Annotated in this window: 16 protein-coding genes and 10 pseudogenes; 11 read left to right on the forward strand and 15 right to left on the reverse strand. The window is 59.4% G+C overall.

Annotated features, from left to right (window positions below):
* Nucleotides 1-55: 55 nt before the first annotated feature.
* Nucleotides 56-460 carry a TraR/DksA family transcriptional regulator gene (locus LJU32_20520; GenBank protein WKV87953.1) on the reverse strand — a complete coding sequence of 135 codons (405 nt, stop codon included), beginning with the start codon at nucleotides 458-460 and terminating at the stop codon, nucleotides 56-58.
* 418 nt (nucleotides 461-878) lie between these two features.
* Here LJU32_20520 and LJU32_20525 point away from each other — a divergent pair.
* From LJU32_20525 to LJU32_20535, 3 pseudogenes are all read left to right on the forward strand, one after another.
* Nucleotides 879-1,372: pseudogene (locus tag LJU32_20525) on the forward strand (hypothetical protein).
* Nucleotides 1,373-1,433: 61 nt separating this feature from the next.
* Nucleotides 1,434-2,038 (forward strand): annotated as a pseudogene (locus LJU32_20530) (glutathione S-transferase).
* A 2-nt stretch (nucleotides 2,039-2,040) separates the two neighbouring features.
* A pseudogene (locus LJU32_20535) lies at nucleotides 2,041-3,143 on the forward strand (DNA alkylation repair protein).
* Between the two features lie 108 nt (nucleotides 3,144-3,251).
* Here LJU32_20535 and LJU32_20540 read toward each other — a convergent pair.
* From LJU32_20540 to LJU32_20565, 6 genes and pseudogenes are all read right to left on the reverse strand, one after another.
* Nucleotides 3,252-3,907, reverse strand: a pseudogene (locus LJU32_20540) (DUF2931 family protein).
* Nucleotides 3,907-5,446, reverse strand: a pseudogene (locus LJU32_20545) (DUF2235 domain-containing protein). Before LJU32_20545 ends, LJU32_20540 begins: the two co-directional pseudogenes overlap by 1 nt.
* Nucleotides 5,447-5,593: 147 nt before the next feature.
* A pseudogene (arsH, locus tag LJU32_20550) lies at nucleotides 5,594-6,291 on the reverse strand (arsenical resistance protein ArsH).
* Nucleotides 6,292-6,300: 9 nt separating this feature from the next.
* The gene (locus LJU32_20555; protein ID WKV87954.1) at nucleotides 6,301-6,771 is read right to left on the reverse strand and encodes an arsenate reductase ArsC; all 471 of its coding nucleotides are present in this window, start codon (nucleotides 6,769-6,771) and stop codon (nucleotides 6,301-6,303) included.
* A gap of 27 nt (nucleotides 6,772-6,798) precedes the next feature.
* Complete coding sequence (locus tag LJU32_20560) at nucleotides 6,799-7,146, reverse strand: metalloregulator ArsR/SmtB family transcription factor (protein ID WKV87955.1); 348 nt, start codon at nucleotides 7,144-7,146, stop codon at nucleotides 6,799-6,801.
* 197 nt (nucleotides 7,147-7,343) lie between these two features.
* Nucleotides 7,344-8,226: pseudogene (locus LJU32_20565) on the reverse strand (LysR family transcriptional regulator).
* Nucleotides 8,227-8,359: 133 nt separating this feature from the next.
* Here LJU32_20565 and LJU32_20570 point away from each other — a divergent pair.
* Nucleotides 8,360-10,021, forward strand: a complete 1,662-nt coding sequence (locus LJU32_20570; GenBank protein WKV87956.1) for a GMC family oxidoreductase N-terminal domain-containing protein — start codon at nucleotides 8,360-8,362, stop codon at nucleotides 10,019-10,021.
* Between the two features lie 133 nt (nucleotides 10,022-10,154).
* A complete protein-coding gene (locus tag LJU32_20575; GenBank protein WKV87957.1) occupies nucleotides 10,155-11,777 on the forward strand; it encodes an MHS family MFS transporter in 1,623 nt (540 codons plus the stop codon).
* 53 nt (nucleotides 11,778-11,830) lie between these two features.
* On the opposite strand, the gene LJU32_20580 is transcribed toward LJU32_20575, so the two are convergent.
* Nucleotides 11,831-12,193 carry a DUF427 domain-containing protein gene (locus tag LJU32_20580; GenBank protein WKV87958.1) on the reverse strand — a complete coding sequence of 121 codons (363 nt, stop codon included), beginning with the start codon at nucleotides 12,191-12,193 and terminating at the stop codon, nucleotides 11,831-11,833.
* A 192-nt stretch (nucleotides 12,194-12,385) separates the two neighbouring features.
* Between LJU32_20580 and LJU32_20585 the strand changes: the two genes are divergently transcribed.
* A complete protein-coding gene (locus tag LJU32_20585) occupies nucleotides 12,386-14,329 on the forward strand; it encodes a DNA topoisomerase III (GenBank protein WKV87959.1) in 1,944 nt (647 codons plus the stop codon).
* A gap of 543 nt (nucleotides 14,330-14,872) precedes the next feature.
* Nucleotides 14,873-15,202 carry a hypothetical protein gene (locus LJU32_20590; protein WKV87960.1) on the forward strand — a complete coding sequence of 110 codons (330 nt, stop codon included), beginning with the start codon at nucleotides 14,873-14,875 and terminating at the stop codon, nucleotides 15,200-15,202.
* Nucleotides 15,203-15,374: 172 nt separating this feature from the next.
* Here the strand turns inward: LJU32_20590 and cynR are convergent, their stop codons facing one another.
* Nucleotides 15,375-16,256: a transcriptional regulator CynR gene (gene cynR, locus LJU32_20595; GenBank protein WKV87961.1), complete on the reverse strand. Its 882-nt coding sequence runs from the start codon at nucleotides 16,254-16,256 to the stop codon at nucleotides 15,375-15,377.
* A gap of 120 nt (nucleotides 16,257-16,376) precedes the next feature.
* On the opposite strand from cynR, the pseudogene cynS reads away from it, so the two are divergent.
* Nucleotides 16,377-16,842 (forward strand): annotated as a pseudogene (gene cynS / locus LJU32_20600) (cyanase).
* 59 nt (nucleotides 16,843-16,901) lie between these two features.
* Nucleotides 16,902-17,561: a carbonic anhydrase gene (locus LJU32_20605; GenBank protein ID WKV87962.1), complete on the forward strand. Its 660-nt coding sequence runs from the start codon at nucleotides 16,902-16,904 to the stop codon at nucleotides 17,559-17,561.
* A 50-nt stretch (nucleotides 17,562-17,611) separates the two neighbouring features.
* Here the strand turns inward: LJU32_20605 and LJU32_20610 are convergent, their stop codons facing one another.
* A complete protein-coding gene (locus tag LJU32_20610; GenBank protein WKV87963.1) occupies nucleotides 17,612-19,114 on the reverse strand; it encodes an aldehyde dehydrogenase family protein in 1,503 nt (500 codons plus the stop codon).
* Nucleotides 19,115-19,315: 201 nt separating this feature from the next.
* Nucleotides 19,316-20,224, reverse strand: a complete 909-nt coding sequence (glsB, locus tag LJU32_20615) for a glutaminase B (GenBank protein WKV87964.1) — start codon at nucleotides 20,222-20,224, stop codon at nucleotides 19,316-19,318.
* Nucleotides 20,225-20,364: 140 nt separating this feature from the next.
* On the opposite strand from glsB, the gene LJU32_20620 reads away from it, so the two are divergent.
* Nucleotides 20,365-20,853 carry a GFA family protein gene (locus tag LJU32_20620; protein ID WKV87965.1) on the forward strand — a complete coding sequence of 163 codons (489 nt, stop codon included), beginning with the start codon at nucleotides 20,365-20,367 and terminating at the stop codon, nucleotides 20,851-20,853.
* A 162-nt stretch (nucleotides 20,854-21,015) separates the two neighbouring features.
* Here LJU32_20620 and LJU32_20625 read toward each other — a convergent pair.
* The 3 genes and pseudogenes from LJU32_20625 to LJU32_20635 form a co-directional block, all read right to left on the reverse strand.
* A pseudogene (locus tag LJU32_20625) lies at nucleotides 21,016-22,301 on the reverse strand (HAMP domain-containing protein).
* On the reverse strand, nucleotides 22,302-23,009 hold the full coding sequence (locus tag LJU32_20630; protein ID WKV87966.1) for a response regulator: 708 nt from the start codon (nucleotides 23,007-23,009) through the stop codon (nucleotides 22,302-22,304).
* 141 nt (nucleotides 23,010-23,150) lie between these two features.
* Entirely contained in the window at nucleotides 23,151-23,753 is a 603-nt protein-coding gene (locus LJU32_20635) for a tRNA-(ms[2]io[6]A)-hydroxylase (protein WKV87967.1), read from the reverse strand.
* Nucleotides 23,754-23,912: 159 nt separating this feature from the next.
* Here LJU32_20635 and LJU32_20640 point away from each other — a divergent pair.
* A pseudogene (locus LJU32_20640) lies at nucleotides 23,913-24,775 on the forward strand (universal stress protein).
* A 92-nt stretch (nucleotides 24,776-24,867) separates the two neighbouring features.
* On the opposite strand, the gene LJU32_20645 reads toward LJU32_20640, so the two are convergent.
* Nucleotides 24,868-25,341, reverse strand: a complete 474-nt coding sequence (locus LJU32_20645; GenBank protein ID WKV91162.1) for a DUF1289 domain-containing protein — start codon at nucleotides 25,339-25,341, stop codon at nucleotides 24,868-24,870.
* Nucleotides 25,342-25,630 lie beyond the last annotated feature (289 nt).

Below are 25,630 nucleotides of genomic sequence, written 5' to 3' on the forward strand. Positions count from 1 at the left end.
TGCCGAAGGCTGCGATCTCTTCAAGGTGCCCTGTTGTCAGGGTCACCCCACAGAATCAGGCCTGACGCTGGTGCTTGTCGATCTGCTCGTGACGCTCTTGAGCTTCGATGCAGTACTTGGTGGTCGGGCTGATCAGCAGGCGCTTCAGGCCGATGGCCTCACCGCTGTCGTCGCACCAGCCAAAGCTGTCATCCTTGATGCGCTCAAGGGCTTGTTCCAGTTGCGGCAGCATGCGCTGGTCGCGATCGATCGCGTTGACCAGCCAGGTGCGCTCTTCTTCAACCGAAGCCGCGTCCGCCGGGTCAGCCGGGGTGTCCAGGCTTTCGATGGCGATACGATTTTGCTCAATGCGCTCGTGGGTTTCGACTTTCATGTTCTGCAACAGCTCAGTGAAGAAAGCATGTTGCTCTGCATTCATGTAGTCATCTGCCGGCATGGCCAGCAACTTGTCCTTTGTCATTGATATCTCTATAAAAAAACGTGCATTAAGGCGAATAAGGGAGCGTTTCGGCGAACCGTGTCGGCCGTCGAAAAGGCATCGTTTTATTGCAAACGCCACCCGGCACTCAATTTACGAGGGGCGGCAGTCTAAGGCCCGATCAAGACCTCAGCAACTGTAAATACAGGGAATTTGTCCGACAGGACCTGGAAACTGCTCTGACACAGGCTTCACACGGCCATCGGAGTGCGTTTATAGCAAGAAATTCAGTCCAGCGGCTGTATATAGAAGACAAACGGCTAACCACACCCCGACGCACCGCGAAAACTTTTTATCGCAAGGTGCATCGTTTCACCCCGGCAGTTCCCGCACAGCCCTTCTATTATCAGGCCCACCGCGCGATCAACCTGCCTGAAGGACGGATCTATGCCCCGCCTCGATCTGTCGGCCGCCGACGAGCTTTCCCTCGTCAGCCCCCGATCCTGCCGAGCGCCTGTTGCAGACGATCAGCGAAGAATACGACGCCCTGCCGCGCCAGCTCAAACGCGTCGCCAGTCACATCAGCCAGCAGAGCGAGCGGATCATGGTCGACCGCATCAGCGACATCGCCCGCGAGTGCGAAGTGCCTCCGTCAGCCATTGTGCGTTTCTCGCAACGCTTCGGGTTCAGCGGCTCCAGCGAGATGCAGGCGCTGTCCCGCCAGGCCTGGGCGCACAAAACCACGCCGGTGCAAAATTATCAGCAGCGCACAGCCCCCTCTCGCCACTGGCGAAACTCGCCAACAGTGTATTGCTGGTCAATGAAGGCAGTGCTCTGGCATTTCGTTCGCTGAGTGCAACGCTGTGTTTATGTCAGGCGCTGTTTGTGGCGGTGGCCTGTCGGCTGGGCCTGGACATCGATGAGATTCACGAGCAGCCCGGATTCGACGACTGACAATTGCCTCTCGCTCCGCTAGGTTATGCGTTCCCACCGGTTCGACTTGAAGGAACGCGTCATGAAACTGATCGGCATGCTCGACTCCCTTACGTGCGCCGCGTAGCGATTTCCGCCAAATGCCTGGGCATTGACCTTGAACACGAGTCGGTCTCGGTGTTCCGCCATTTCGAGCGATTCCAGCAGATCAACCCGGTGGTCAAGGCGCCGACGCTGATCCTCGATGACGGTCTGGTGCTGATGGACTCGACGCTGATTCTCGATTATCTCGAAAGCGCGTCCGGCAAAAGCCTGCTGCCGAAAGAATTGTCACAGCGCGCCCACGCCCTGCGTCTGATCGGCCTCAGCCTCGCCGCCTGCGAAAAAGCCGTGCAGCTCTACTACGAACGCAACCTGCGCCCGGCCGAGATTCAATATCAGCCGTGGGTCGAACGCGTCGAAGGCCAACTCGCCGCCGCGTTTACCGCGCTGGAAAAAGAACTTGAACACAGTGACTTGCCTATCGACGGCTCCCTCGCCCAGACCGGCATCAGCCTGGCGATTGCCTGGAGCTTCACCGAATTCGTCGTGCCCGATCAGATCGACGCAGCACGATTTGCGCGTATCGCCGAGTACACTGCCTACGCAGAAGGCACCGATGCGTTCATCAGCACACCGATGAACTGATCATGAGCTCCACCGACACCGCCGCCCCGGCGTTAAAGGAAATCCTCAACGCCCAGCGCTTGCAGCACATCGCTGACGAAATGAGCGCGGTGTACCCGGCGTTCAAGGCCAAGGCGTTTCTCAAACACGCCCAAGAGGGACTCGCTGAACTATCGGTGATGCAACGCATGGCGCGTGTCAGCGAAAGCCTGCATGCCGTATTGCCACTGGATTACGAAGATTCCTTACATGTATTACGTGAACTCGCACCAAGGCTGAACAGCGGCTTCGTCAGCATGTGTTTGCCGCACTACGTCGCGAGCTACGGCGCCCACGCGTTCGACACTTCAATGGATGCGCTGAAATACTTCACCACCTTCGGCTCCTCCGAATTCGCCATCCGTTACTTTTGCGCAGCGACCTCGAACGCTCGCTGGAACGAATGCATGACTGGACCCGAGACGACAACCACCACGTCCGCCGACTAGCCAGCGAAGGCAGCCGCCCTCGCCTGCCATGGTCGTTTCGCCTGGAAGCGATGCAAGCCAATCCGAAATTGGCCGCCGGGATATTGGATCGGTTGAAGGCGGACGAGAGTTTGTACGTGCGCAAGTCCGTGGCCAACCATTTGAATGACGTGACGAAGGTGCATCCAGAGTGGGTGCTGGACACGATTGAAGGTTGGTCGCTGGAGAACAAGCACACCGCCTGGATTGCGAAGCATGCGTTGCGCAGTTTGATCAAGCAGGGCGATGTGCGCGCGTTGACAGTGATTGGCGCGGGGGCGAAGGCTGAGGTTGAGTTGCTGGATGTGAAGGTTGAGCCGGCCGTGGTGAGGCTGGGTGAGCCTATTACTTTGTCGCTTACGGTGAAGTCGATGGTAGCGCACGAGCAAAGGCTGGTGATTGATTATGCGATTGAGTATGTGAAGGCGAATGGCGGGGTTTCGAAGAAGGTTTTCAAGTTGAAGACGTTGGGCTTAGTGGGATTCAGGACTGAGGTGGTGCGGCGGAATCAGGTGATCAAGGATTTCACGACGCGCAAGCATTTCGCCGGGCGGCATGGGGTGCAGGTTATGGTTAATGGGGAGGTGTTGGGTGGTGCGGCGTTTGAGGTTTTGATTTGAGTCGTGAGTTGTTTAATCACCGAACGGACCGGTAGCGGATCAGTGCACTGGCAGCCGTGCTTCGCCATTGCGCGCGGCGGCACAATGGACGAATCACGGCTTCAGCGCTTACCAACTTCCGTATGGGATACCGAATTTTTCGATATAGCGCTTGGACTTTTCGCTGACGGGGTATGCGTAGCGACCACCGTTTTTCCCAAGCTCCGGCCCTAGCGGCTCAATCTCGCCTTGCGTTCGAGCAACCTTTATCGGTCGATGACATGAGTCTCTCACCCACACCTGAACCACACCGCCCGGAGCAAGTCCCAAGTAAACAGAGGCCATGAAGCGTGCTGTCCTGTCAGGTCTCTCGGGGCACCGTTGATTGGTGGAAGTCACCATTATCTGCCTGGCATTCTCTGGAATATCCACCCACGCTTGCCACGTTTTCTGTTCAACGATTGATTGCCAGCGAACATAGATACGAATGGGTAGATCGGCCCCCACCACTCTTTTACCGCTGCCCCCACCCCTGTCCAGCCGCGGGCAGAGTCCGTACCGTCTTCAGGCTCTCCGCCAGCAGCAGTCCCTCCACCGGTTCTAAAGAAAACTCTGCCGGTTATGTCCTGCACCGAACTGTCCTCCACCCATACCTTCATGTAATCCGGCTCAGTGAAAGCCAGCTCCCACCATTTCGATTTTGGATCGCTCTTGGATGAGAGCAGATCAGAAGACTGGCAACCCGTTATGCACACGCCAAGTAGCAGGGCGACAAATAATTTCATTACCAAAGAGTCCAATCAGGCACGTGGGGATGCTGCACGCGAATCGCGTCTGCGGTGGGCGCATTGATATAGACGGCGCGGACTCCACTGCCGTCTCTTCTTCCAAGAGGGTGATTCCAATTTGCGGACATGTGAATGTATTTCAACCTCAGCAGGTTTTCCTCTTGCTGAGTTGTGGTGTAGTCACCTGCGACAAATCGATCGCACAACGCCTGAAGCTCTGACGGGACCGCCAAAGCAGCCGTGGCTGGAATATCATCGAAGCGAACCCCTTCTCTTTTGCCAAGCTATGCATCACCCGAAGATATACCCTCGACAACAACCCGCTTACGGGACGTTTGAGTTGCAGAGCTGCATAGACGCGCTTTCTACGGGGACTGAGCCGATCCTGTTGATCCACGGGCAGGAGAAGCGCGTCCGGCGTAACAATTTCCAGCAGATCTTCGGGCCACCCCTTGAGATCCACTCATTTTTAATAACCATGGCATCGCGGTAGATCGACGTAGTAGATACATCGGTAAACTTCGAGACTTCAAGCGTTTGCATTGGACTGACGAGTACACACTCTTCAATGTCATCGCGGTAACCGCCGCCGATATCGGAATGCACCCCAGGAAGAACGACTTCCAAGTGGTCGGCTTTAACACGACTCAATGCGAAATTAGCGCGATATTCGTCCCGCGCCGACAGCTGAACGACGTCAGTAAAAAACCGCCGGTCGAGGTAGAGCTTGATACCCGTGGCCACAGGACTTTTAACGTTGCCAAAATTCGACCAGCCAGCGACCGACGGCACGGTGTCGAACAGCCCGATGAATCCCATGTTGATGCTGCCTTGGTACTGATCGATAAAGGTGCGACTAAAGTCGCTCGCATTGTTGCGCAATACATCTCCGAGTGGCCCTTGTTTTCCACGGACGACTGCATTGGCAAAATGCCTCGCGGCAGCTGCGCCTCGACTAAAACCGAACGTATCGAAAGTCAGCGAGGTAATTTCACTGTTTGGATTTTCGTTGATTACATCTTCAATACGCGATTTGATCTCGCTAAATGATTGTTGGACACGACCCGCTATACCAGTGTCTCCGCGGCCCGTGCCTGCTCCGAATGTACTGTCCTCTTCTCCCGATTGAGTGCCAATCCCCTCTATGTACACCCTGCGAAACGCCCGCTTGTGCGAGCCGTCTCCTTCGGCTTTCTGAGGTGCGAAGTACAGTTCGCTCAGTTTGTAAACGTTGGTTGTTTCATTGGCATAGCTACTGTCTGGATTGCGCATATAGGGCTTGCAACTGGCATCGATATCTTCAAGCGCAATCGGATGCTGAGCACCACACAACAACCCCGCAGCTGAGTTGTTCGCGTTGTTGCCCGTGCCATCAAAGAACACCCCAATCCTCAATGCAATCCCGATTTTCTCAGGTTCGCGCGCGGGCTCTTTACCGTGTTTCTCATACTCGGCCCAATGCTGGGCGTGGATGTCGACGGGTTTGGCTTCTTCGTAACGATAGTTTTTCGGCGGGTTTGGAACGTAGCCACTCAATCCTTGATTCCTTCTGATCCTTGAAGAACGGCCGGAAGGGTGACAGCCGGAAGGGGACGGTGCAAGCCGTGGCGGTGTGCCAGCCATGGGGCGTTAGTGCGCGCAGGCTCACTCCCAAAGGGAATGAGCCTGGCTGGGGATGGCGGGTCAAATCGACCGCTGATTCACCCGCGCCATCAACTGTTCAGCACTTTCCTTGCGCTCGGAATAGCGGTCCACCAGATGCGCCTGCTGCCCCCGCAGCAGCACGGTGAACTTGACCAGTTCTTCCATCACATCCACCACACGGTCGTAGAACGGCGAGGGTTTCATCCGCCCTGCTTCGTCGAATTCCATATAGGCCTTCGGCACCGAGGATTGGTTGGGGATGGTGAACATGCGCATCCAGCGGCCGAGGACGCGTAGTTGGTTGACCACGTTGAACGACTGCGAGCCGCCGCAGACTTGCATCACCGCCAGGGTTTTGCCTTGGGTCGGGCGTACAGCGCCAAGTTCGAGGGGATCCAGTCGATCTGTGCTTTGAACACGGCGGACATCGCGCCGTGGCGTTCCGGCGAGCACCAGACCTGGCCTTCCGACCACATCACCAGATCGCGCAGTTCCTGGACCTTGGGATGGTCGACCGGGACGTCGTCGGGTAAGGGTAGACCGGATGGGTTGAAGATCCGCGTTTCGGCGCCGAAGTGCTCAAGCAGGCGTGCGGCCTCCTCGACCAGCAAACGGCTGAACGAGCGCTCGCGGGTCGAGCCGTAGAGCAGAAGGATGCGCGGTTTGTGTTCGCCGACATTCGATGGCTTGGCCGCGTCGAACAGACTTGCGTCGAGGTTGGGCAGCTGGTCTGACATGAAGCCTCCTTACAGCGTGCCGATGCGGTCGAGTTCGGCTTTCAGTTGCTCGCGACTGAGCGAGTGAAACGGCAGATCGAGGAAGGCCTGGCAGCGCTGGCCGATGCGCATCAAAGTGGCCTGGAAAGCCGCGTCGATTGACGCTTCGTCGCCCTGCACTTCGGACGGATCCTCCAGTCCCCAATGCGTTTTCAGTGCCAGACCGAAATACACCGGACAGGTTTCGCCGGCGGCTTTGTCGCAGACAGTGATGACGATATCCGGCGGGTTGTTTGCGAAGGCGTCGTTGCCTTTGCTGTGCAACCCGTCGATGGCGATACCGTGCTTTTGCAAAGTCGACAGGCTACGCGGCAGAACCTGGCCTTTGGGAAAACTGCCGGCACTCACCGCTTGGAAACCAGCGGGGGCCAGGTGATTGAACATGCCTTCGGAAAGAATGCTGCGGCAGCTGTTGGCCGTGCACATGAACAGGACTCGCATCGTCGCGCTCCGTAAAAAGTGAAAGATTCAGCAGCAGGCGCGTTCGCGCACGGGACGGCCATCCATGTTTTGCAGGCGTGCGGAGTTGTCCTTGAGCCAATCGGCATTGGCCTTGACCGTCACCTGGAGTATTTCGCTGATCCATACCGGCAGCTCCGGGTTCAGGCGGTAATACACCCACTGGCCCTGACGGCGGTCGAGCAGCAAACCATTGCTGCGCAGTTGCGCGAGGTGGCGGCTGATTTTCGGCTGGCTGTCGCCCAGCGCGCACATCAGCTCGCAGACACAGAGCTCGCCTTGCTCGGCGATGAGCAAAATGGCGCGGACGCGGGTCTCGTCAGCGAGGCTTTTGAAGACTTCGGTGGGGGTGATCATGGTGATCGGCTCGCCATATGCGGGAAATCGAATATACGGATATCCATATATTTATCAACCCGCGAAAGCAGCCACGGTGAATAACCCTGTGGGAGCGAGCCTGCTCGCGAAGGCGGTGGGTCAGGCGAGATTTGAGTATCAGATACACCGCTTTCGCGAGCAGGCTCGCTCCCACAGGGGATTTGGATGCGGCAGGTTTAACCGCGTAAAAGCCCCTGCTCCGCCTCACACAACCCCACTACATAATCCCAGACCACCCGCAGCCGCACCGATTTGTGCAGCTCGCGCCGCGTGCTGATCCAGTAACTGCGCTCGATGCTTTCATCCGGCAACAGCGCCACCAGATCCGGGTCGGACGCGGCCATGTAACACGGCAGCACGGCGATGCCCAACCCCGAGCGCGCCGCTTCCTGTTGGGCAATGACGCTGGTGCTGTGAAACACCACGCGCGGGCTGCGGCAGAAGCTATTGAGGAACATCAGTTCCTGGCTGAACAGCAGATCATCCACGTAACCGATCCACGCGTGTCGGCCGAGGTCTTCGCGGCTATGCAGCGGCGGCGATTTGTCGAGGTAACTCTGGCTGGCGTACAACGCAAGCCGATAGTCAGTGAGCTTGCGCGTGACCAGCATGTCGGCGGATGGACGCTCGAGGTGGATGCTGATTTCCGCTTCGCGGTTGAGAATGCTGACGAAGCGCGGCACGGCGACCAGTTCCACCTCGAGGCCGGGGTAACGCTCAAACAAGCCGATCATGCGACTGGCGAGAAACTTGATGCCCAGCCCTTCGGTGACCCCCACACGGATCTTGCCCAGCGGCGCCGTGGACTGAGTGATTTCTTCCTGCGCCAGGAGCGCGACGTTTTCCATCGCTTCGGCGTGCTTGAGCAGCGCCTCCCCGCCGGGGTCATTTCATAGCCTTGGGCGTGCTGGACGAACAGCGCCGTGCCGAGGCTTTTCTCGATCGATTCAATATGCCGCGCCACCGTCGCGTGGGTGGTGTTGAGCCGGCGCGCGGCGGTGAGCAGGCGGCCGCTGCGTTGCAGCTCGAGAAAAAGCGCAGGTCGTTCCAGTCGAACATGGCAGGTCCTTGTCAGCTGTCGTCACTTCGGGCTGTTTGAAAACGCACAGCGGCTGCGCAAAAACTAACATTCTTTTAACGAAAGCTAACAACTAGAGTGTCCGACAATAAAAACAAAAAGCGAGGTCAGGGCATGCACACGTCCCTGGATGAATTCGACTACATCGTGGTCGGCGCCGGCCCTGCCGGGTGCTTGCTGGCCAACCGGCTCTCAGCGGATCCCCAGCAACGGGTGTTGCTGCTCGAAGCCGGCGGACGCGACAACTACGCCTGGATTCACATTCCTGTGGGTTACCTGTTCTGCATCGGTAATCCGCGCACCGACTGGTGCTTCAAAACCGAACAACAACCGGGCCTCAATGGCCGCGCGCTGAGTTATCCGCGCGGCAAGGTGCTGGGCGGCTGTTCGTCGATCAACGGCATGATCTACATGCGCGGCCAGGCCGGCGACTATGACGGCTGGGCGGCAGCGGGCAATCCGGGCTGGGCCTGGAAAGACGTGCTGCCGCTGTTCAAACAGAGCGAAAACCACTTTGCCGGCGGCGCTGAATTTCATGGCGATCAGGGTGAATGGCGGGTCGAGCAACAGCGCCTGTCGTGGCCGATTCTGGATGCCTTTCGCAGCGCTGCCGAGCAAAGCGGCATCGCCAGCATCAATGACTTCAACCAGGGCGACAACGAGGGCTGCGGCTACTTTCAGGTCAACCAGAAAGCCGGGGTGCGCTGGAACGCGGCCAAGGCATTTTTGAAACCGCTGCGAGGCCGGGCGAACCTGACTGTGCTGACCGGCGTAGAGGTTGATCGTTTGTTGCTGGAGGACGGCCGCGCGACGAAAGTCCGCGCGCAGCATGAAGGCCAGACCAGACAGTTCAAGGCGCGCAAGGAGATTGTTTTGTGCGCCGGCTCGGTCGGTTCACCGAGCATTCTGCAGCGCTCGGGAATCGGTCCGCGCCCGCTGCTCGAACGCTTGGGCATCGGCGTGATTCATGAGTTGCCGGGCGTCGGCGGCAACTTGCAGGATCACCTGCAACTGCGCCTTATCTACAAGCTGGAAAACGCCCGCACCCTGAACCAGATCGCCGGTAGCGTATGGGGCAAGATGGGCATGGGCCTGCGTTATCTGTACGACCGCAGCGGGCCGCTGTCGATGGCGCCGAGTCAGTTGGGCGCGTTCGCCCGATCCGGCCCGGAGCAAACTTCGGCGAACCTGCAATACCACGTGCAGCCGCTGTCGCTGGAGCGCTTTGGCGAGCCACTGCACAGCTTCCCGGCGTTCACCGCCTCGGTGTGCGACCTGCGCCCGCAGAGCCGTGGACGCATTGAAATACGCTCCGCCGATCCGCAAGCGGCACCGCTGATCCAGCCCAATTACCTCAGCCATCCAGAAGATCTGCGCGTCGCCGCCGATGCGATTCGCCTGACCCGGCGCATTGTCAGCGCCCCTGCCCTGCAAGCGTTCAAACCGGTCGAATACCTGCCCGGCGACAGCTTGCAAAGCGAAGAACAATTGCATGAAGCGGCGGCGAAAATCGGCACGACGATTTTCCATCCGGTCGGCACTTGCCGCATGGGCAACGACGGAGACGCGGTGGTCGATGCGCAGCTGCGCGTGCACGGCGTACCGGGGTTGCGCGTTGCCGATGCGTCGATCATGCCGAGAATTACCTCAGGCAATACCTGTTCGCCTACGCTGATGATTGCCGAGAAGGCGGCACAACTGATTTTGTCCAGATCGGCAGATATTTCCCCTGTGGGAGCGAGCCTGCTCGCGAATGCGGTAGCTCACTCAGCCTAGGAGTTGACTGACAAAAAGCTTTCGCGAGCAGGCTCGCTCCCACAGGAATCATCACCAGACTCAGGCATCGCGCTTCACCCGGACACGCAACACCAGTGGAACAACAAAAACAATCACTGTGAGGGATACCGATATGTCAGACCACGCTCAGCCCCTGGACGCTGCGGGCAGCGCCGAGACCAGCAACGCCACGCAGAAAGTCATCTTCGCCTCATCACTCGGGACGGTGTTCGAGTGGTATGACTTCTTCCTCTACGGCGCCCTCGCGGCGGTGATCAGCAAGCAGTTCTTCGCCGGGGTCAACGACACCACGGCGTTCATCTTCGCGCTGATGGCGTTCGCCGCCGGCTTTATCGTGCGGCCGTTCGGCGCACTGGTGTTCGGCCGTTTGGGCGACATGATCGGACGCAAATACACCTTTCTTGCAACGATCATTCTGATGGGCGTGGCGACGTTCTGCGTTGGCCTGCTGCCGACCTACGCCAGCATCGGCATCGCCGCGCCGATCATTCTGGTGGTGCTGCGCATGCTTCAGGGCTTGGCGCTCGGTGGCGAATACGGTGGTGCGGCGACTTACGTGGCCGAACACGCGCCGATCGGCAAACGCGGTTTCCACACCAGTTGGATTCAATCGACCGCGACCCTCGGCCTGCTGCTCTCGCTGCTGGTAGTGCTCGGTTGCCGCTACTTCACCGGCGACCAGTTTGAGGTGTGGGGCTGGCGCATTCCGTTCCTGCTGTCGATCGTGCTGCTGGGTATTTCCACCTGGATTCGCCTGAGCCTGCACGAGTCGCCGGCCTATCTGAAAATGAAGGAAGAAGGCAAAACCTCGAAGGCACCGATCCGCGAATCCTTCGGCAAATGGGAAAACCTCAAAGTAGTGCTGATCGCGCTGTTCAGCATCAACGCCGGGCAAGCAGTGACCTTCTACGCCGCGCAGTTCTATGTGCTGTTCTTCCTCACCCAGTTCCTGAAAATGGACCCGGCGGTGGCCAACAGTCTGCTGATCATCAGCGTGGTGATCGGCGCGCCGTTCTTTATCTTTTTCGGCTGGCTGTCGGACAAGGTCGGACGCAAACCCGTGCTGATGCTCGGCCTGCTGCTGGCGACCGCACTGTACTTCCCGATCTTCAAGTCCTTGGCACACTACGCCAACCCGGCGATCGATCAGGCCAGCCGTCAGGCACCGATCACCGTCCTCGCCGACCCCGCCACTTGCACCTTCCAGTTCGATCCGGTGGGCAAGGCTAAATTCGACAGCCCCTGCGACAAGGTCAAGACCTTCCTGGTCAAGCAAGGCCTGCCCTACTCCAGCGTCGCCGCGCCTGCGGGCAGCGCCGTGCAAGTGAGTGTCGGCGATGTAAAACTCGACGGGTTTGATGAGGCGGCATTGCGCGGCGCGATCACTCTCGCCGGTTATCCGCAACAGGCTGATATGCAGCAGATCAACAAACCGATGATCGTTGCTCTGATCGTCGCACTGATCATCATTTCGGCCATGTGCTACGGCCCGCTGGCAGCGCTGATGGTCGAACTGTTCCCGACGCGCATCCGCTACACCTCGATGTCGCTGCCCTATCACATCGGCAACGGCTGGTTTGGCGGGTTCCTGCCGACGGTGTCGTTCGCGCTGGTGGTGTACACCGGGGATATTTTCTACGGGCTGTGGTATCCGGTGCTGATCACCGGGGTGAGCCTGGTGGTGGGGATGATCTGTCTGCGTGAGACGAAGAATATCGATCTCGACAAGAACTGAAAAACCCGCTGACACAATGGCGAGGGAAGCGATTCTCTCGCCATTTTTTTGCTTCAGGCGTCCGCCTTGATCACTTCGAATTTCACTTGGTCCGGATAAAAGGCCACGTAGTCGCGGATCGGTGCGACGGAGACCTTCGGGTTTTCGTAAGTCCACACCGCGTTGGCACCCTCATGTCCGGGCACTTGCAGGCTGAAATAGTTGGCGTCGCCCTTGTACGGGCAATAGCTGGTGTGGTCGGTGCGGGCGAAGTATTTTTCGTCGATGTCTTCGCGCGGGATGTAGTACACCGGCGGATAGTTGGCTTCGTTGAGGATCAGCGCGTGGGAAGACGCGGCGACCTGGATGCCGTGGAATTTCACCAGCAGGCAGCCGCTGAGTTGTTCAACGCTGATCACGGGGCTGGGGCTTTTCATGAGGTTCTCCTGAGCACAGCGAAGAGACCGGTTCAGGTATAGCTGATGGGCTCGGGTCTGGTTGAGATTGCAGCCGAACGGCGAAAATCTTTGGCAATGGTTTTATCTGTATATCCATACAGATAAAAGTTGCTCGCGCCGCAGACTCCAGCCATCCTGTGCGCTCCCACAAACCAACCAGCGATGGTAGCTATGCGGCTGTACCTCTGTGAAAAACCTTCCCAGGCCAAAGACATTGCGGCCGTACTCGGCGCCAAACGGCGCGGCGACGGCTGCTGGTTGGGAACGGACGTCACAGTGACCTGGTGCATCGGCCACTTGCTCGAAACAGCGCCGCCGGATGCCTACGACGCGCGCTACAAACGCTGGGTGCTGGCCGATCTTCCGATCATTCCGGACAAGTGGAAAATGACCGTCAAGCCGCGCACTGCCAGTCAGTACAAAGCGGTCAAGCGCCTGCTCGGCGAGGCCAGCGAACTGATCATCGCCACCGACGCCGACCGTGAGGGCGAGATGATCGCCCGGGAACTGGTCGAGCACTGCCGCTATCGCGGGCCGATCCGCCGCTTGTGGCTGTCGGCGCTGGACGAGGCATCGATTCGCAAAGCACTGGCTGCGCTGAAGCCAGGAGCCGAAACTTTCAGTCTGTATCACTCGGCGTTGGGTCGTTCACGGGCCGATTGGCTGATCGGCATGAACATGAGTCGGTTGTTCACCTTGCTGGGCCGGCAGTCGGGTTACCAGGGCGTGTTGCCCGTGGGCCGGGTGCAGACGCCGACCCTGCGACTAGTGGTCGACCGCGACCGCAGCATCGCCGATTTCGTCCCCGTGCCCTTCTGGGCTATCGACGTGGATCTGCTGCACAACGGCACGGCATTTACCGCACAGTGGCGCGCACCGTCAGACGTTTGTGATGATCAGGATCGCTGCCTGAATCAGGCGTTGGCGCAGCAAGCGGCAGCGGCGATCAAGAACGCTGACAGCGCTCGAGTGATCAAGCTGAAAACCGAGCGCATGCGCGAAGTCGCGCCCCTGCCCTTCGATCTCGGCACCTTGCAGGAAGTCTGCTCGAAAAAGCTTGGCCTCGGCGCCCAGGAAACCCTCGACATCGCCCAGGCCCTTTACGAAACCTACAAAGTCATCACCTATCCGCGCAGTGATTGCGGCTTTCTGCCGTTGAGCCAACACAGTGAGGCGCCATCGATCCTCACCGCGTTGCGTCAGGCCGATCCAAGCCTTGAAGTGTTGCAGGGTTTTCTCGAACCGCAGCGGCGCTCGCGAGCCTGGAATGACGCCAAGGTCAGCGCTCACCACGGCATCATCCCCACCATCGCCGCGAAGAACCTCGAACGTCTGACCGGCAAGCATCGCGCGGTGTACACGCTGATTCGCGCGCGCTACCTGGCGCAGTTCCTGCCCAATCACGAATATGATCGCACCCAGGCCGATTTCGATTGCAACGGGCAGGCGTTGCGCGCGGTCGGCAAGCAGATCATCGAACCAGGCTGGAAGCGCGCATTGCCCGAAGCACTGGCACCGGCCAGGGGCCGCGAAGCACCAGCACCGCAAACCTTGCCGACCCTCAGCCAGGGCGTCGAATGCGCTGTGGCAAAGGTGAATCTCAAGGATCTTTGGACGCAACCGCCAAAACCCTACACCGAAGGCGATCTGATCAAGGCGATGAAGAACGTCGCCAAACTGGTCGAGGATCCGCTTCTCAAACAGAAACTCAAGGACACCACCGGCATCGGCACCGAAGCCACCCGCGCGTCGATCATTCAGGGTTTGCTTGATCGCGGATATCTGGTGAAAAACGGCAAGGCGCTGGCGGCGACACCTGCGGCGTTCAGCCTGATCGATGCAGTGCCGCGCGCGATCGCCGATCCTGGCACTACGGCGATCTGGGAACAGGCGCTGGACATGGTGCAAAACGGCGAGATGAGTCTGGAAGAATTCGTCACCAAACAAGCTGCGTGGATGAGCAAGCAGGTCAGCCGCTGTTCCGCCCTCAGCCTGACCATCAGCGGCCCGCCGCCTGCCGGCAAAGCCGCAGCGCCGTGGAAGAAAAAGCGCAAGTCGACGGCCAGCAAAACCACCGGTACGCGCAAGCGCACGGCGCGTCCGGCGACTCGCTGAATCCTTCGCGGTTCCCTTGTACACGTTGTCGAAGCGGATCTTTTCTCATTCCAAAACAGCTTTGTCCGACAATATGTAGTGCTTGAAAATATTCACTACAAAACCGTTGACGGCATCGTTTTGCTTTTGCATGATGAAGACGTTCCCCGATCGGGAGCACTGGTAACACGCTTGAGCAAACTCGTCTGACCGCCGAGTTGTTTTTTCCGGATACACGCTGCCCACAAGGCAGATTGAAGAAGCTGACCTGGCCTGAACGTCCAGTACAAGGACGAGAAGCGCTGGCGAAAATTCTCAAGACGCTTGTGGCCGACATTGGATATGTCGTCAAGGAGCCTCCCGGTTTTCGCTGCTTCTCCTCGTTGTGACGCTATTGCGTAGCAGTTATTCAACACGACTACATGCAACAGATGCATGACCCCGTACTTCATACGGGCGAGCGCTGACGTCCTGGTTTCGGTGCCAGGGATCAACTAACCGATGGGCTACCTGTATTAGCGAATCAACTTTGAAAGATCACCAGACTGGTCAAGGGGCATAACAATGAATCTGAACAATCAACCCACCATCGAAGAACTGGCGCGTATGTTCGCCGCGCAGAAAGACAGTCACGACAGCCATATTCTCTGGATCAGCAAGTCGGGCCAGGTGCACATCGACTGCCTGTCGCCCCATGCTGGCGAAGAAGAATTCGACCGCAACCACCAGAACCTGCTGGCCCGCCTGAAGATGTACCGCCGCGGCCACGGTTATGTCGGCAAGAAGGCTGCGGCCGACAAGGACTTCATTGGCAGTGTGCTGCAGACGCTGAAACAGGCGTGGGATTCGCTGCAGAATCAGAATGAAGTTCGGGTGATTGATCGGTTGTATTGAATAACGCTTTAGTAAAAAAGGGCCTGCTTCGATAAGAAGCAGGCCCTTTTACATCCAGAACTCACCCCGCAACTTTGTGGGAGCGAGCCTGCTCGCGAATGCAGTCTTCAGGCGCAAGTATCAGTGTCTGACATGCCACATTCGCGAGCAGGCTCGCTCCCACAGGTCTTGTTCATGTCATATGCGTTTGCAGAACAAGATCAACAAACGCCAACGCCGCCGCGCTGTGATAATTGTTCCTGCGCCGCAACAACGCCGCGCCACGCTGTGGCGCCTCCCCTTCGACCCGCAAGCGGCGCAACGCGCGGTCTTCACTGGCAATCGCCTCGGGCAACATAGTCGCCAGCGGCGCATGCCGCACCACTTCCAGCAACGTACTCACCGAATTCACCTCAATCCGCACCTGCGGCGTAATCCCGTGCTGACGAAAATACTCATCCACCGATAACCGCGTAATGAAACCCGGCGCCAGCAAGGCGAGATCCAGTGAAGCCAATTCCGTCGGCGTCAACACCGAAGGGCTGCCATAGAGCGGATGCCCAGGCCCGACCATGATCCCCAGCGTCTCGGTAAACGCCGGTATGCATTCGATATCGGCATTGCGCACCGGCGTGAACGCGATCGCGACATCCAGCGAGTCATCCGCCAGCCCTGCCTCGATGTCGTCCATCGACAACTCGAAGATCTCCAGATGAATCCCGGGAAACCGCGCCCTGTAATCACGCACCAACGGCCCGACCAGATACGCCATGAACGTCGGCGTCATCGCCAGGCGCAGGGTGCCGCGCGACAAATCCTTCACGTCGTGCAACGCGCGCTGCCCCGCCTCCAGCTCCACCAGCACGCGCCGCGCGCATTCGATGTAAGCCGCACCGGCATCCGTCGGCTTCACCGTGCGCGAGGTGCGATCGAACAGGCTCACGCCGAGGGTTTCTTCCAGTTGCCTAATCTGCTGGGACAGCGTCGGTTGCGAGACATGCAGCGCTTCGGCGGCGCGGGTGAAGCCACCGTGATCGGCAACGGCGAGCAAATAACGCAAATGTCGCAACAGCATGAGGACACCATCTATAGGCAGGACTTATGCGAAGCATTGTATATCGGTCTTGGACGCTATGGATTGGCCGGCGCAACATTGCTTCCACACAGCAAGCCAAACCTTGAAAGGAGTGACACCATGCAACAGTCCCACGCCTACAACGACAACAGCCTGGCCCTGACCACCCGCGCGCTCGACGCCAAGGCGAAAAAGACTTGTCGTGGCAGGATCTCGCCGACGGCACCGGCCTCAGCGTGGCCTACGTCACCGCCGCCCTGCTCGGCCAGCATCCGCTGCCGGAACAGGCTGCTCAAGTGGTCGGCGACAAGCTCGACCTCAGCGCCGATGACGTCGCCGCTCTGCAGATCATTCCGTTGCGTGGCAGCCTCAGCGGCGTGCCGACCGACCCGACCATCTACCGTTTTTACGAAATGATCCAGATCTACGGCACCACCCTGAAAGCGCTGGTTCATGAACAGTTCGGTGACGGCATCATCAGCGCGATCAACTTCAAACTGGACATCAAAAAGTCGAAGACCCGGAAGGCGGCTCCCGCGCAGTAGTGACCCTCGATGGCAAGTTCCTGCCGCTGCGCCCTTTCTGATACGTCCGGCCCGCACCCTGCGTGCGGGCCATCCGGTATCCACCAAAGAGGACACGCCCATGAAAGCCCTGATCGACGGCTTCCTGAAATTCCAGAACGAAGCCTTTCCGCAACGCAGCGAACTGTTCAAACATCTGGCCACGACGCAGCAACCCGGCACGCTGTTCATCACCTGTTCCGACAGCCGTGTGGTGCCGGAACTGCTGACCCAGCAAGAACCCGGCGAGCTGTTCGTGATCCGTAACGCTGGCAATATCGTGCCCTCCTACAGCCCACATCCGGGCGGGGTGTCGGCAACAGTGGAATATGCGGTGGCGGTGCTGGGAGTGAGCGATATCGTGATTTGCGGCCACTCCGATTGCGGCGCGATGACCGCGATTGCCCAGTGTAAATGCATGGATCACCTGCCCGCCGTCAGCGGCTGGCTGCAGCATGCCGAGTCGGCGAAGGTGATGAACGAAGCGCGCGTGCATGGCAGCGACGCGGCGAAATTGAGCTCGATGGTGCGCGAGAACGTGATCGCGCAACTGGCGAATATCCAGACCCATCCGAGCGTGCGCCTGGCCCAGGAGCAAGGCCGGCTTAATCTGCATGGCTGGGTGTACGACATCGAGACCGGCTCGATCGACGCGCTCGCTTCCGATCGTCGCACCTTTGTGCCGCTGGTCGAGCAACCAACCACTTGCGCGATCAGCGCTAGGACATCCAACGCAGCCTGAAGCCCCGGCCGGTGATCGTTCCCACGCTATGCGTGGGAACGATCAACAGATCAGCGTTTCACCGTGAGATCAATCTGGGTCATCCGGCTACGCACGGTAAACACGCCATCGCCGGAAAGAATCGCGCTGCGCGCAAACAGGCGCCCGCTCTCCCAATTGGAAAGGCCCAGTTCCGGCTTGTTCAACGCGTACTGGCCATCGACCCATCGGGTGATGCCGTTGCCTACGAACGGCGCATTCACAGCGTTGTAGAAGCGTTGATGAACCGCCGCCGCCTCGCTGATCAACGACACGGTGAATTGCGGGCTGTAACGGTTGAACAGCGCAATCGCCTGGTCAAGATCGTCGACGATCATCAGGCTGACTTCCGGAGTCTCTTCCCATTCCCACTCGCGACCCAAGTCCGACTCCGGCAAGGATTCAGCCCGCGCTTCGGTCCGGTAACCCTCCGCGCGATAAACCTCGACCGTTGCGTTCTGCCATTCGCTTGGCAGGCAACTTTCACTGCCTTCGACGATGTGCAACTTGCAGCCTTGGCCGCGTGCCGTACCGGCGGCCGTTAACGCATCGAGAAACAGCGGCACCAGTTCGGCGGCGCGTTCGCGCTGAATCAGGCAGACGTTCAGGGTGTTGCAGACTTTGCGGTCCAGCGAGTTGCGCACCACCGCCGCGAAGCGCGTAGTGTCGGCGTCACGGTCGGCGATCAGCCACGCGCCGCCGGTGCCATGCAGGCTGACGGCCGTGCCGGCCTGCTGGGCGATGCTGCCCAGCTGACTGACCGCACGGCCCGAACCGCGCGCCACGGCCAATGACAAACGCCGGTCGGCGAACATCGCCCAACCGGCGGCGTGATTGACGCTTTCCACCAACGACACCGCACCAACCGGCAAGCCGGCTTCGGCCAGTGCCGGGTTCAAGGCGTGAGCGACGATGGCTTGCGCAGTGCCCAACGCATCGCTGCCGATGCGCAGCACGGCGGTGTTGCCGGTGCGCAACACCCCGGCGGCATCGGCAAATACGTTGGGTCGACCTTCAAAGACAAAGGCGACGATGCCCAGCGGCGAAACCACTTGCTCGACCTTCCAGCCGTCGTGCTCGACACTGCTGATCACCTTGCCCCGGGTCGGTGGCGCATCACGCCAGGCGCGCAGCCCGGCGATCATGTCGCAGCGCATGCGTTCATCGGCGAGCAGACGTGTGGTCGAGCGACCGCGCGCCTTGGCCCGTTCGATGTCGGCGCGGTTGGCAGCTTCGATCTGCGTCCAGCATTCAGGACTTTCCAGGCGCTGAGCAAACAGATCGAAGAACCGGCTGATGGTTTCATCGGACACCGCCGACAACGCGGTGAATGCCGCAGCAGCACGCTCGATTGCCACCGAGGCGGCCTGTTGATCAGCCACGGGGATCAGCAACAACTCGCCACTGACCTGCTCGACCAGCAGATGGTCACCGGGCTGAAACCGCGCGGCCAGTTCGGGGCTGACCACGGTGACGCGGTTACCAGCGAAAGGGATCGGCGTGCCAGCGACTAGACGTTCGAGCGCAAGAGACATGAAGCGGATTCACCATGCAGAGGGCGGCCGGAAAATGTAGCGGATTACTGCCTGAAATACACCTCTTCAATCCACCGACCAACCCTGTGGGAGCTGGCTTGCCAGCGATAGCGGTGGTTCAGGCAAATTTATAGTGACTGACGGGGCCTCATCGCTGGCAAGCCAGCTCCCACAGGGTTTTGTGGTGTTTGGCTGATCGAGTCAGAACACCGACCAGCCAATCCGCGAGCTGAGCAACTCCAGCGCCGCCATTCCCGCCAGCGAATTACCCGCCGCATTCAACTCCGGCGACCACACACATACGCTGAACTGCCCCGGCACTACCGCAACGATGCCGCCGCCGACCCCGCTCTTGCCCGGCAGGCCGACGCGATAAGCGAAGTTGCCCGCCTCGTCATACAAACCGCTGGTAGCCATGATCGAGTTGACCTGCTGGGTCTGGCGGCGCGTCAGAATCTGCTCGCCGCTGTGCTTGCAGAACCCGTCATTGGCCAGAAAACAGAACGCCCGGGCCAGATCGATGCAATTCATCCGCAGCGCGCAGTGGCTGAAATAGCTGCGCAACACGGCTTCGACATCGTTGTGAAAGTTGCCGAACGACTGCATCAGATACGCCATCGCCGCATTGCGCGCGCGGTGCTGGTATTCGGAGTCGGCGACCTTGCCGTCAATCATGATCTGCGGGTTGCCGGACAGGCGCCGAACGAAGTCGCGCATCGACAGTGTCGGCGCGGCGAAGCGCGACTGGTTGATGTCGCAGATCACCAGCGCCCCGGCGTTGATGAACGGGTTACGCGGGCGGCCGCGCTCGAACTCCAGTTGCACCAGCGAATTGAACGGCTGGCCGGACGGCTCATGGCCGAGTCGCTCCCAGATCGCTTCGCCGGAGTGATCGATGGCCTGCACCAGGCTGAATACCTTGGAAATACTTTGCACCGAGAACGGCGTTTCAGCGTCGCCGGCGCAATACATTTCACCATCGTTACTGTACACGGCGATGCCCAACTGGTTGGCCGGCACCGTGCCGAGGGCGGGAATATAGTCAGCGACCTTGCCCTGCCCGATCAGGGGCCGGACCGCGTCAAGGATCTCGTTCAACAGCGCTTGCATGCCGGGTTCCGAAAGTCTCGCCCCATGGGGATCGCGGGGACACTGGGGCTAGACGCTGCGCCCGCCGGTCGCATCACACCGGCAAGCGCCAAGCAAAATGTTCTAGGCTGAAGCGAACCATTCAGACACGGGAGAGCACCATGCACCTCGAAGGCTCCTGCCATTGCGGCGAAGTCACGTTCAGCCTCGACAGCGCCCATCCTTATCCCTATCAACGCTGCTATTGTTCGATCTGCCGCAAGACCCAGGGCGGCGGCGGTTATGCGATCAACCTTGGCGGCGACGCGACCACTCTCAAGGTTCGCGGACGCAAAAACATCAGCATCTATCACGCGAAGATGAAAGCTGAAGGCGATAAACGCGCCCATCGCAGCAGCGCCGAACGCCACTTTTGTTCGCTGTGCGGCAGCGGTTTGTGGCTGTTCAGCCCGGAGTGGCCAGAGCTGATTCATCCATTCGCCTCGGCGATCGACACGCCGCTGCCGGTGCCGTCGGAACACACGCACCTGATGCTCGGGTCAAAAGCGCCGTGGGTTGAGGTCGAGACGAAGCCGAAGGATCAGCAGTTTGATGAATATCCCGAAGAATCGATCGCCCAGTGGCATGAGCGACTCGGTCTGACCCGCTGAACACCGGCCCCTGTAGGAGTGAGCCTGCTCGCAATAGCGGTCGGTCAGCCCGCATAGATATTGACTCTCCCGGCCCCTTCGCGAGCAAGCTCGCTCCCACAGGGATCACATTTCAAATGTGGGAGCGAGCTTGCTCGCGAAGGGGCCGGTATGATCAGTACCTTAATCCGGATGCGCCCAGGTCATCCTGAACAGCGCCCCACCCCACACCGAATCGCCAACGTCAACCTGCCCGCCATGGGACTGCGACACCCGCCGCACCAGTGCCAGGCCCAGTCCGAACCCCCGGTGCGCCGATCCCGGCTGGCGTCCAGTCGGGAAAACGGTTCGAAGATTTTCTCCCGTCCCTCCAGCGGCACGCCCGGGCCGTCATCGCTGACCCGCACTTCATAGTCATCACCATTGCGCAGCAGAGACACCTCGACGCGCTGCTCGGCATAGCGAATGGCGTTGCGCAAAAGGTTGATCACCGCCCGCGCCATGAAGCGTGGCTCGATGCTCACCGTGTCAACCTGGCAACCGGCGATCAATAATTGCACCCCCGCCGCTTCAGCTTCCAGCGCCACGCTGCCGACGACGCTGTCGAGCCAGTCGACCGCCTGAACATTCTCCCGTTTGATCACTGTCGCGCCGTGCTCGAGGCTGGCGTAGGTCAGCAGCTCCGAGACCATTTCCTCCAGCTCACCGAGGTCGGCGTACATGTCGGCGATCAACTCGCGATTCTGGCCGGCGCCGGGCTGCTGTTTAAGCTGATCGAGTTCGAACGACAGCCGCGCGATCGGTGTGCGCAATTCGTGGGACACCGCGTTGGTCAGCTCCCGCTGATTGGCGATCAAGCCCTCGATGCGCGCCGCCATCAGATTGAAGTGCTCGGCCAGATCTCGGATGTTCGAGCGCCGCGACAATTGGATGCGCACCGACAGATCGTTGTCGCCGAAACGCTCGGCGGCCAGGCGCAGCTTTTCCAGATCGCGCCAGTGCGGGCGCACCCAGAAAAACAGAACGATGCCGATCAACACCGCCAACATCATGTACGCCGCGGTGATGTAGAACGGCATCAGGCTTGGCTCCGGCGGCAACTTGATGCTGAGCAGCTGTGAGCCGCCATCGATATTGCTGATGAACTGTGTGTAATCGTCGCGGATCACCAACAGGTTCTGCGCCAGTTCGGCCTTTTCCTGCGGCGTCAGGGCCAGTTGATCGGCCTCGACCAGACTGAGCGACAAACCGTAATGCGCGCGCAATGAATCGAGTTTCTGCTCACGCTCGGCACCCTGGCGGCCTTGCAAATGATCGACCAGTGACCACGCTTGGCCGCGCACGGCTTCACGGTTGTAATCCTGCATCTGACTGTCGAGCAACGCGTTGAAGGTGTGCTCGACCGCCTGCAAGGCCAGCACCAGACCCACCGTCATCACCAGAAACAGCCCGAGGAACAAGCGCAGCATCTACAGCTCCCACGCGAACGGATTGAACAGATAGCCCTTGCCCCACACGGTCTTGATGCACACCGGCTCGCGAGGGTTGTCCTTGAGTTTGTTGCGCAACTTGCTGATGTAGACGTCGACGCTGCGGTTGAGCCCGTCGAAAGCGATGCCGCGCATGCGGTTGAGAATGTCGTCGCGGGAAAGAATTTTGCCCGCCGCGCTGGCCAGCAACCAGAGCAATTCGAACTCCATGGTGGTCAGTTCGACCAGCTCACCGGCCAGGCGCACTTCCCGGCAACTGCGGTCGATGCTCAATTGCCCGAACTCGAGAAAACTCACCACGCTGGTGTCCGGCGTCTGCCGCCGTTGCAACGCCCGCAGCCGCGCGAGCAACACCGGCGGCTTGATCGGTTTGATCACGTAATCGTCAGCGCCGGACTCCAGACCGAGGATGTGATCGAGATCGTCTTCCTTGGCCGTAAGGATCACGATCGGCGTGTCCGAGACACTGCGAATTTCCCGGCAGACCTGCAAACCGCTCTGCCCCGGCAACATCAGGTCGAGCACCAGCACCTTCGGCTTGAATTCCAGGAATGCAGCCATGGCCAGATCACCGCGATGCACCGTGCGCACCTCGTAGCCGTGCTGTTCTAGAAAGTGTGCGATCAGTGCGGCGAGACGCTCATCGTCTTCGACCAGCAGAACTTTGCCGAAACCCAGGTTATCCATAACAACCGTTGCCAAGCCAAACGTGGAAGGGCGGATATTATGCTGGCATTCATCGAACAGGCGATGACGGCGGACAGCAAAAATCGGCCACTTGGGCCGGTTTTCGGTGATGTTTCATACTCTTAAGAGTTTTTAACAAATTCAGGCGGGCACACCGCTGTGAAAGCGGAATTCCTCGTCCGGCGATTCGATCAGTTCCTGCTCGGCCGCACGGACGCGTTCGATCACCTGCGCGACATCCTTGGCATCACCATACTGATAGGCCAGTTTCAGATAGCCCTGAAAATGCCGCGCCTCGCTTTTCAGCAGACCGAAATAGAATTTGCCCAGTTCTTCATCCAGATGCGGCACCAGTGCTTCGAAGCGTTCGCAACTGCGTGCTTCGATGAACGCGCCGACCACCAGCGTATCCACCAGTTTCACCGGTTCGTGGCTGCGCACCACTTTGCGCAGGCCCGAGGCGTAACGGCCAGCGTGCAGCTGACGCAGTTCGATCTTGCGCCGCTTCATGATGCGCATGACCTGCTCGTGGTGCACCAGTTCTTCCCGGGCCAGGCGCGACATCATGTTGATCAGGTCGACGTGAGCGTGGTACTTGGCAATCAGGCTCAGCGCCGTGCTGGCGGCCTTGAACTCACAGTTCTTGTGATCGATCAGCAGGGTTTCCTGATCGGCCAGTGCCGCCTGGACCCAGGCGTCGGGCGTGCGGCAGCCAAGGAATTCGTGGATTTCGGGAAGGATCATGGGGCTCACGGTAAAAGGTGTTCGAGCGAAGGGCGCCGATTATACCGGCCTGCCCGCAGACCACCAGCGGCGGCTGTTGATATGCATCAAGTCGCAGACGTTCGGGTAGCAACTATAGTTGTGCAACGCCGTGCCTTTTCTTTGCTGGAGACTCCGCTCATGCAAGCCATTCGCAGCATTCTGGTGGTCATCGAACCTGAACATGCGGAAAGCCTGGCGCTCAAGCGCGCCAAGCTGATCGCCGGTGTCACCCAGGCCCATCTGCATCTGCTGGTGTGCGACAAGAAGCATGACCACGCCGGCCTGCTCAGTGTGCTCAAGGCGGCATTGCTCGCCGAAGGCTACAGCGTGACCACCGAACAGGCGTGGAACGAGAGCCTGCACGAAACCATCATTGATGTGCAGCAGGCCGAGGGTTGCGGGCTGGTGATCAAACAGCACTTTCCCGACAGCTCATTGAAAAAGCCTTGCTGACCCCGGCAGACTGGAAACTGCTGCGCCAATGCCCTACTCCAGTGCTGCTGGTGAAGACCGCTGGCTCATGGAAGGACAAAGTGATCCTGGCTGCAGTCGACGTTGGCAATGCCGACGGTGAGCACCGGCATTTGCACAGCACCATCATCGATCATGGCTATGACATCGCCAGCCTGGCCAAGGCGCATTTGCATGTGATTGCCGCGCATCCGTCGCCGATGCTGTCGGCGGCGGACCCGACCCTGCAACTGAGCGAAACCATCGCGGCGCGTTATCGCGAGCAATGTCGGGCGTTTCAGGCCGAGTTCGATGTCGATGATGAACATCTGCACATCGAAGAAGGCCCGGCAGATGTATTGATCCCGTTCATGGCGCACAAGCTGCAGGCGGCGGTGACGGTGATTGGCACGGTGGCGCGCAGTGGCTTGTCAGGCGCGTTGATCGGCAATACCGCTGAAGCGGTGCTGGATACCCTGGAAAGCGATGTGTTGGTGCTCAAGCCGCAGGAGGTTGAGGATCATCTGGTGGAATTGACGGCAAAACACTGAGGATTGCCATGCCTGACTGGCGCTTCGCGAGCAGGCTCGCTCCCACATCTGGAATGCATTTCCCTGTGGGAGCGAGCCTGCTCGCGAAGCTTCTAGGCGCCGAAGGCGTCTTTCAGGAAGCCCGGGGCGATGTAGCGTTGATAATGCGCTTCCGACAGCAGGAAGAATTCCCGATCAATGGCATCGCGCAGTTCCGGCAGGTTCCAGTCGCGGAACTCCGGCAGCAATACCATCCCGTACGCCTCAAGATTAATGATCACCCGCGCGCCCCGGGCAATCAGCTGATAGGCCCAGCAATATTCCGACTGATGCGGTACGAAGCGGATCTTGCGCTGTTCCAGTTGCTCGCGCAGGCGCGCCGGATCGAAGATCTCGACTTTGCTCGCCATCACTTGTGACAGCAATTGCTCCAGACGCAGCCACACCGCACGCTTTTCCTCCTCGTTGTACCCATTCCAATGGATCACTTCGTGGTGAAAACGCTTGCAGCCACGGCACACCAAGTCACCGTAAACGGTGGAGCAGAGGCCGACGCAGGGGTCTTGATGGTCTGATTGGGCATAAATGGGCAAAACACTGAAACGCGGAACAGGCCGGCATGTTAGCCCTTTGTCGGGCATTGATCACCCCTCAAACAGCAAGGTCTCGCCAGCGCCGCAGGTTTGCTCCGGCCGCGCCGATTGCCACGAAAGTCCAATAGAGCGCGACTTACCTTTAAATTTTTTTGCCGTAGAATCAGCCAGCCTTTTAAGGCGCCAATGTCCGTTAGAAGCTGTTTTCAAAGCGTCACGAGCACAGTCGTTCCTTCAGAGCGGTGTTGGCGAAGGGTTTTTCCAGCGGGGAAAAGCCTAACGC

It is taken from the genome of Pseudomonas sp. B21_DOA (assembly GCA_030544685.1).
GTDB classification, from domain to species: domain Bacteria; phylum Pseudomonadota; class Gammaproteobacteria; order Pseudomonadales; family Pseudomonadaceae; genus Aquipseudomonas; species Aquipseudomonas fluorescens_AO.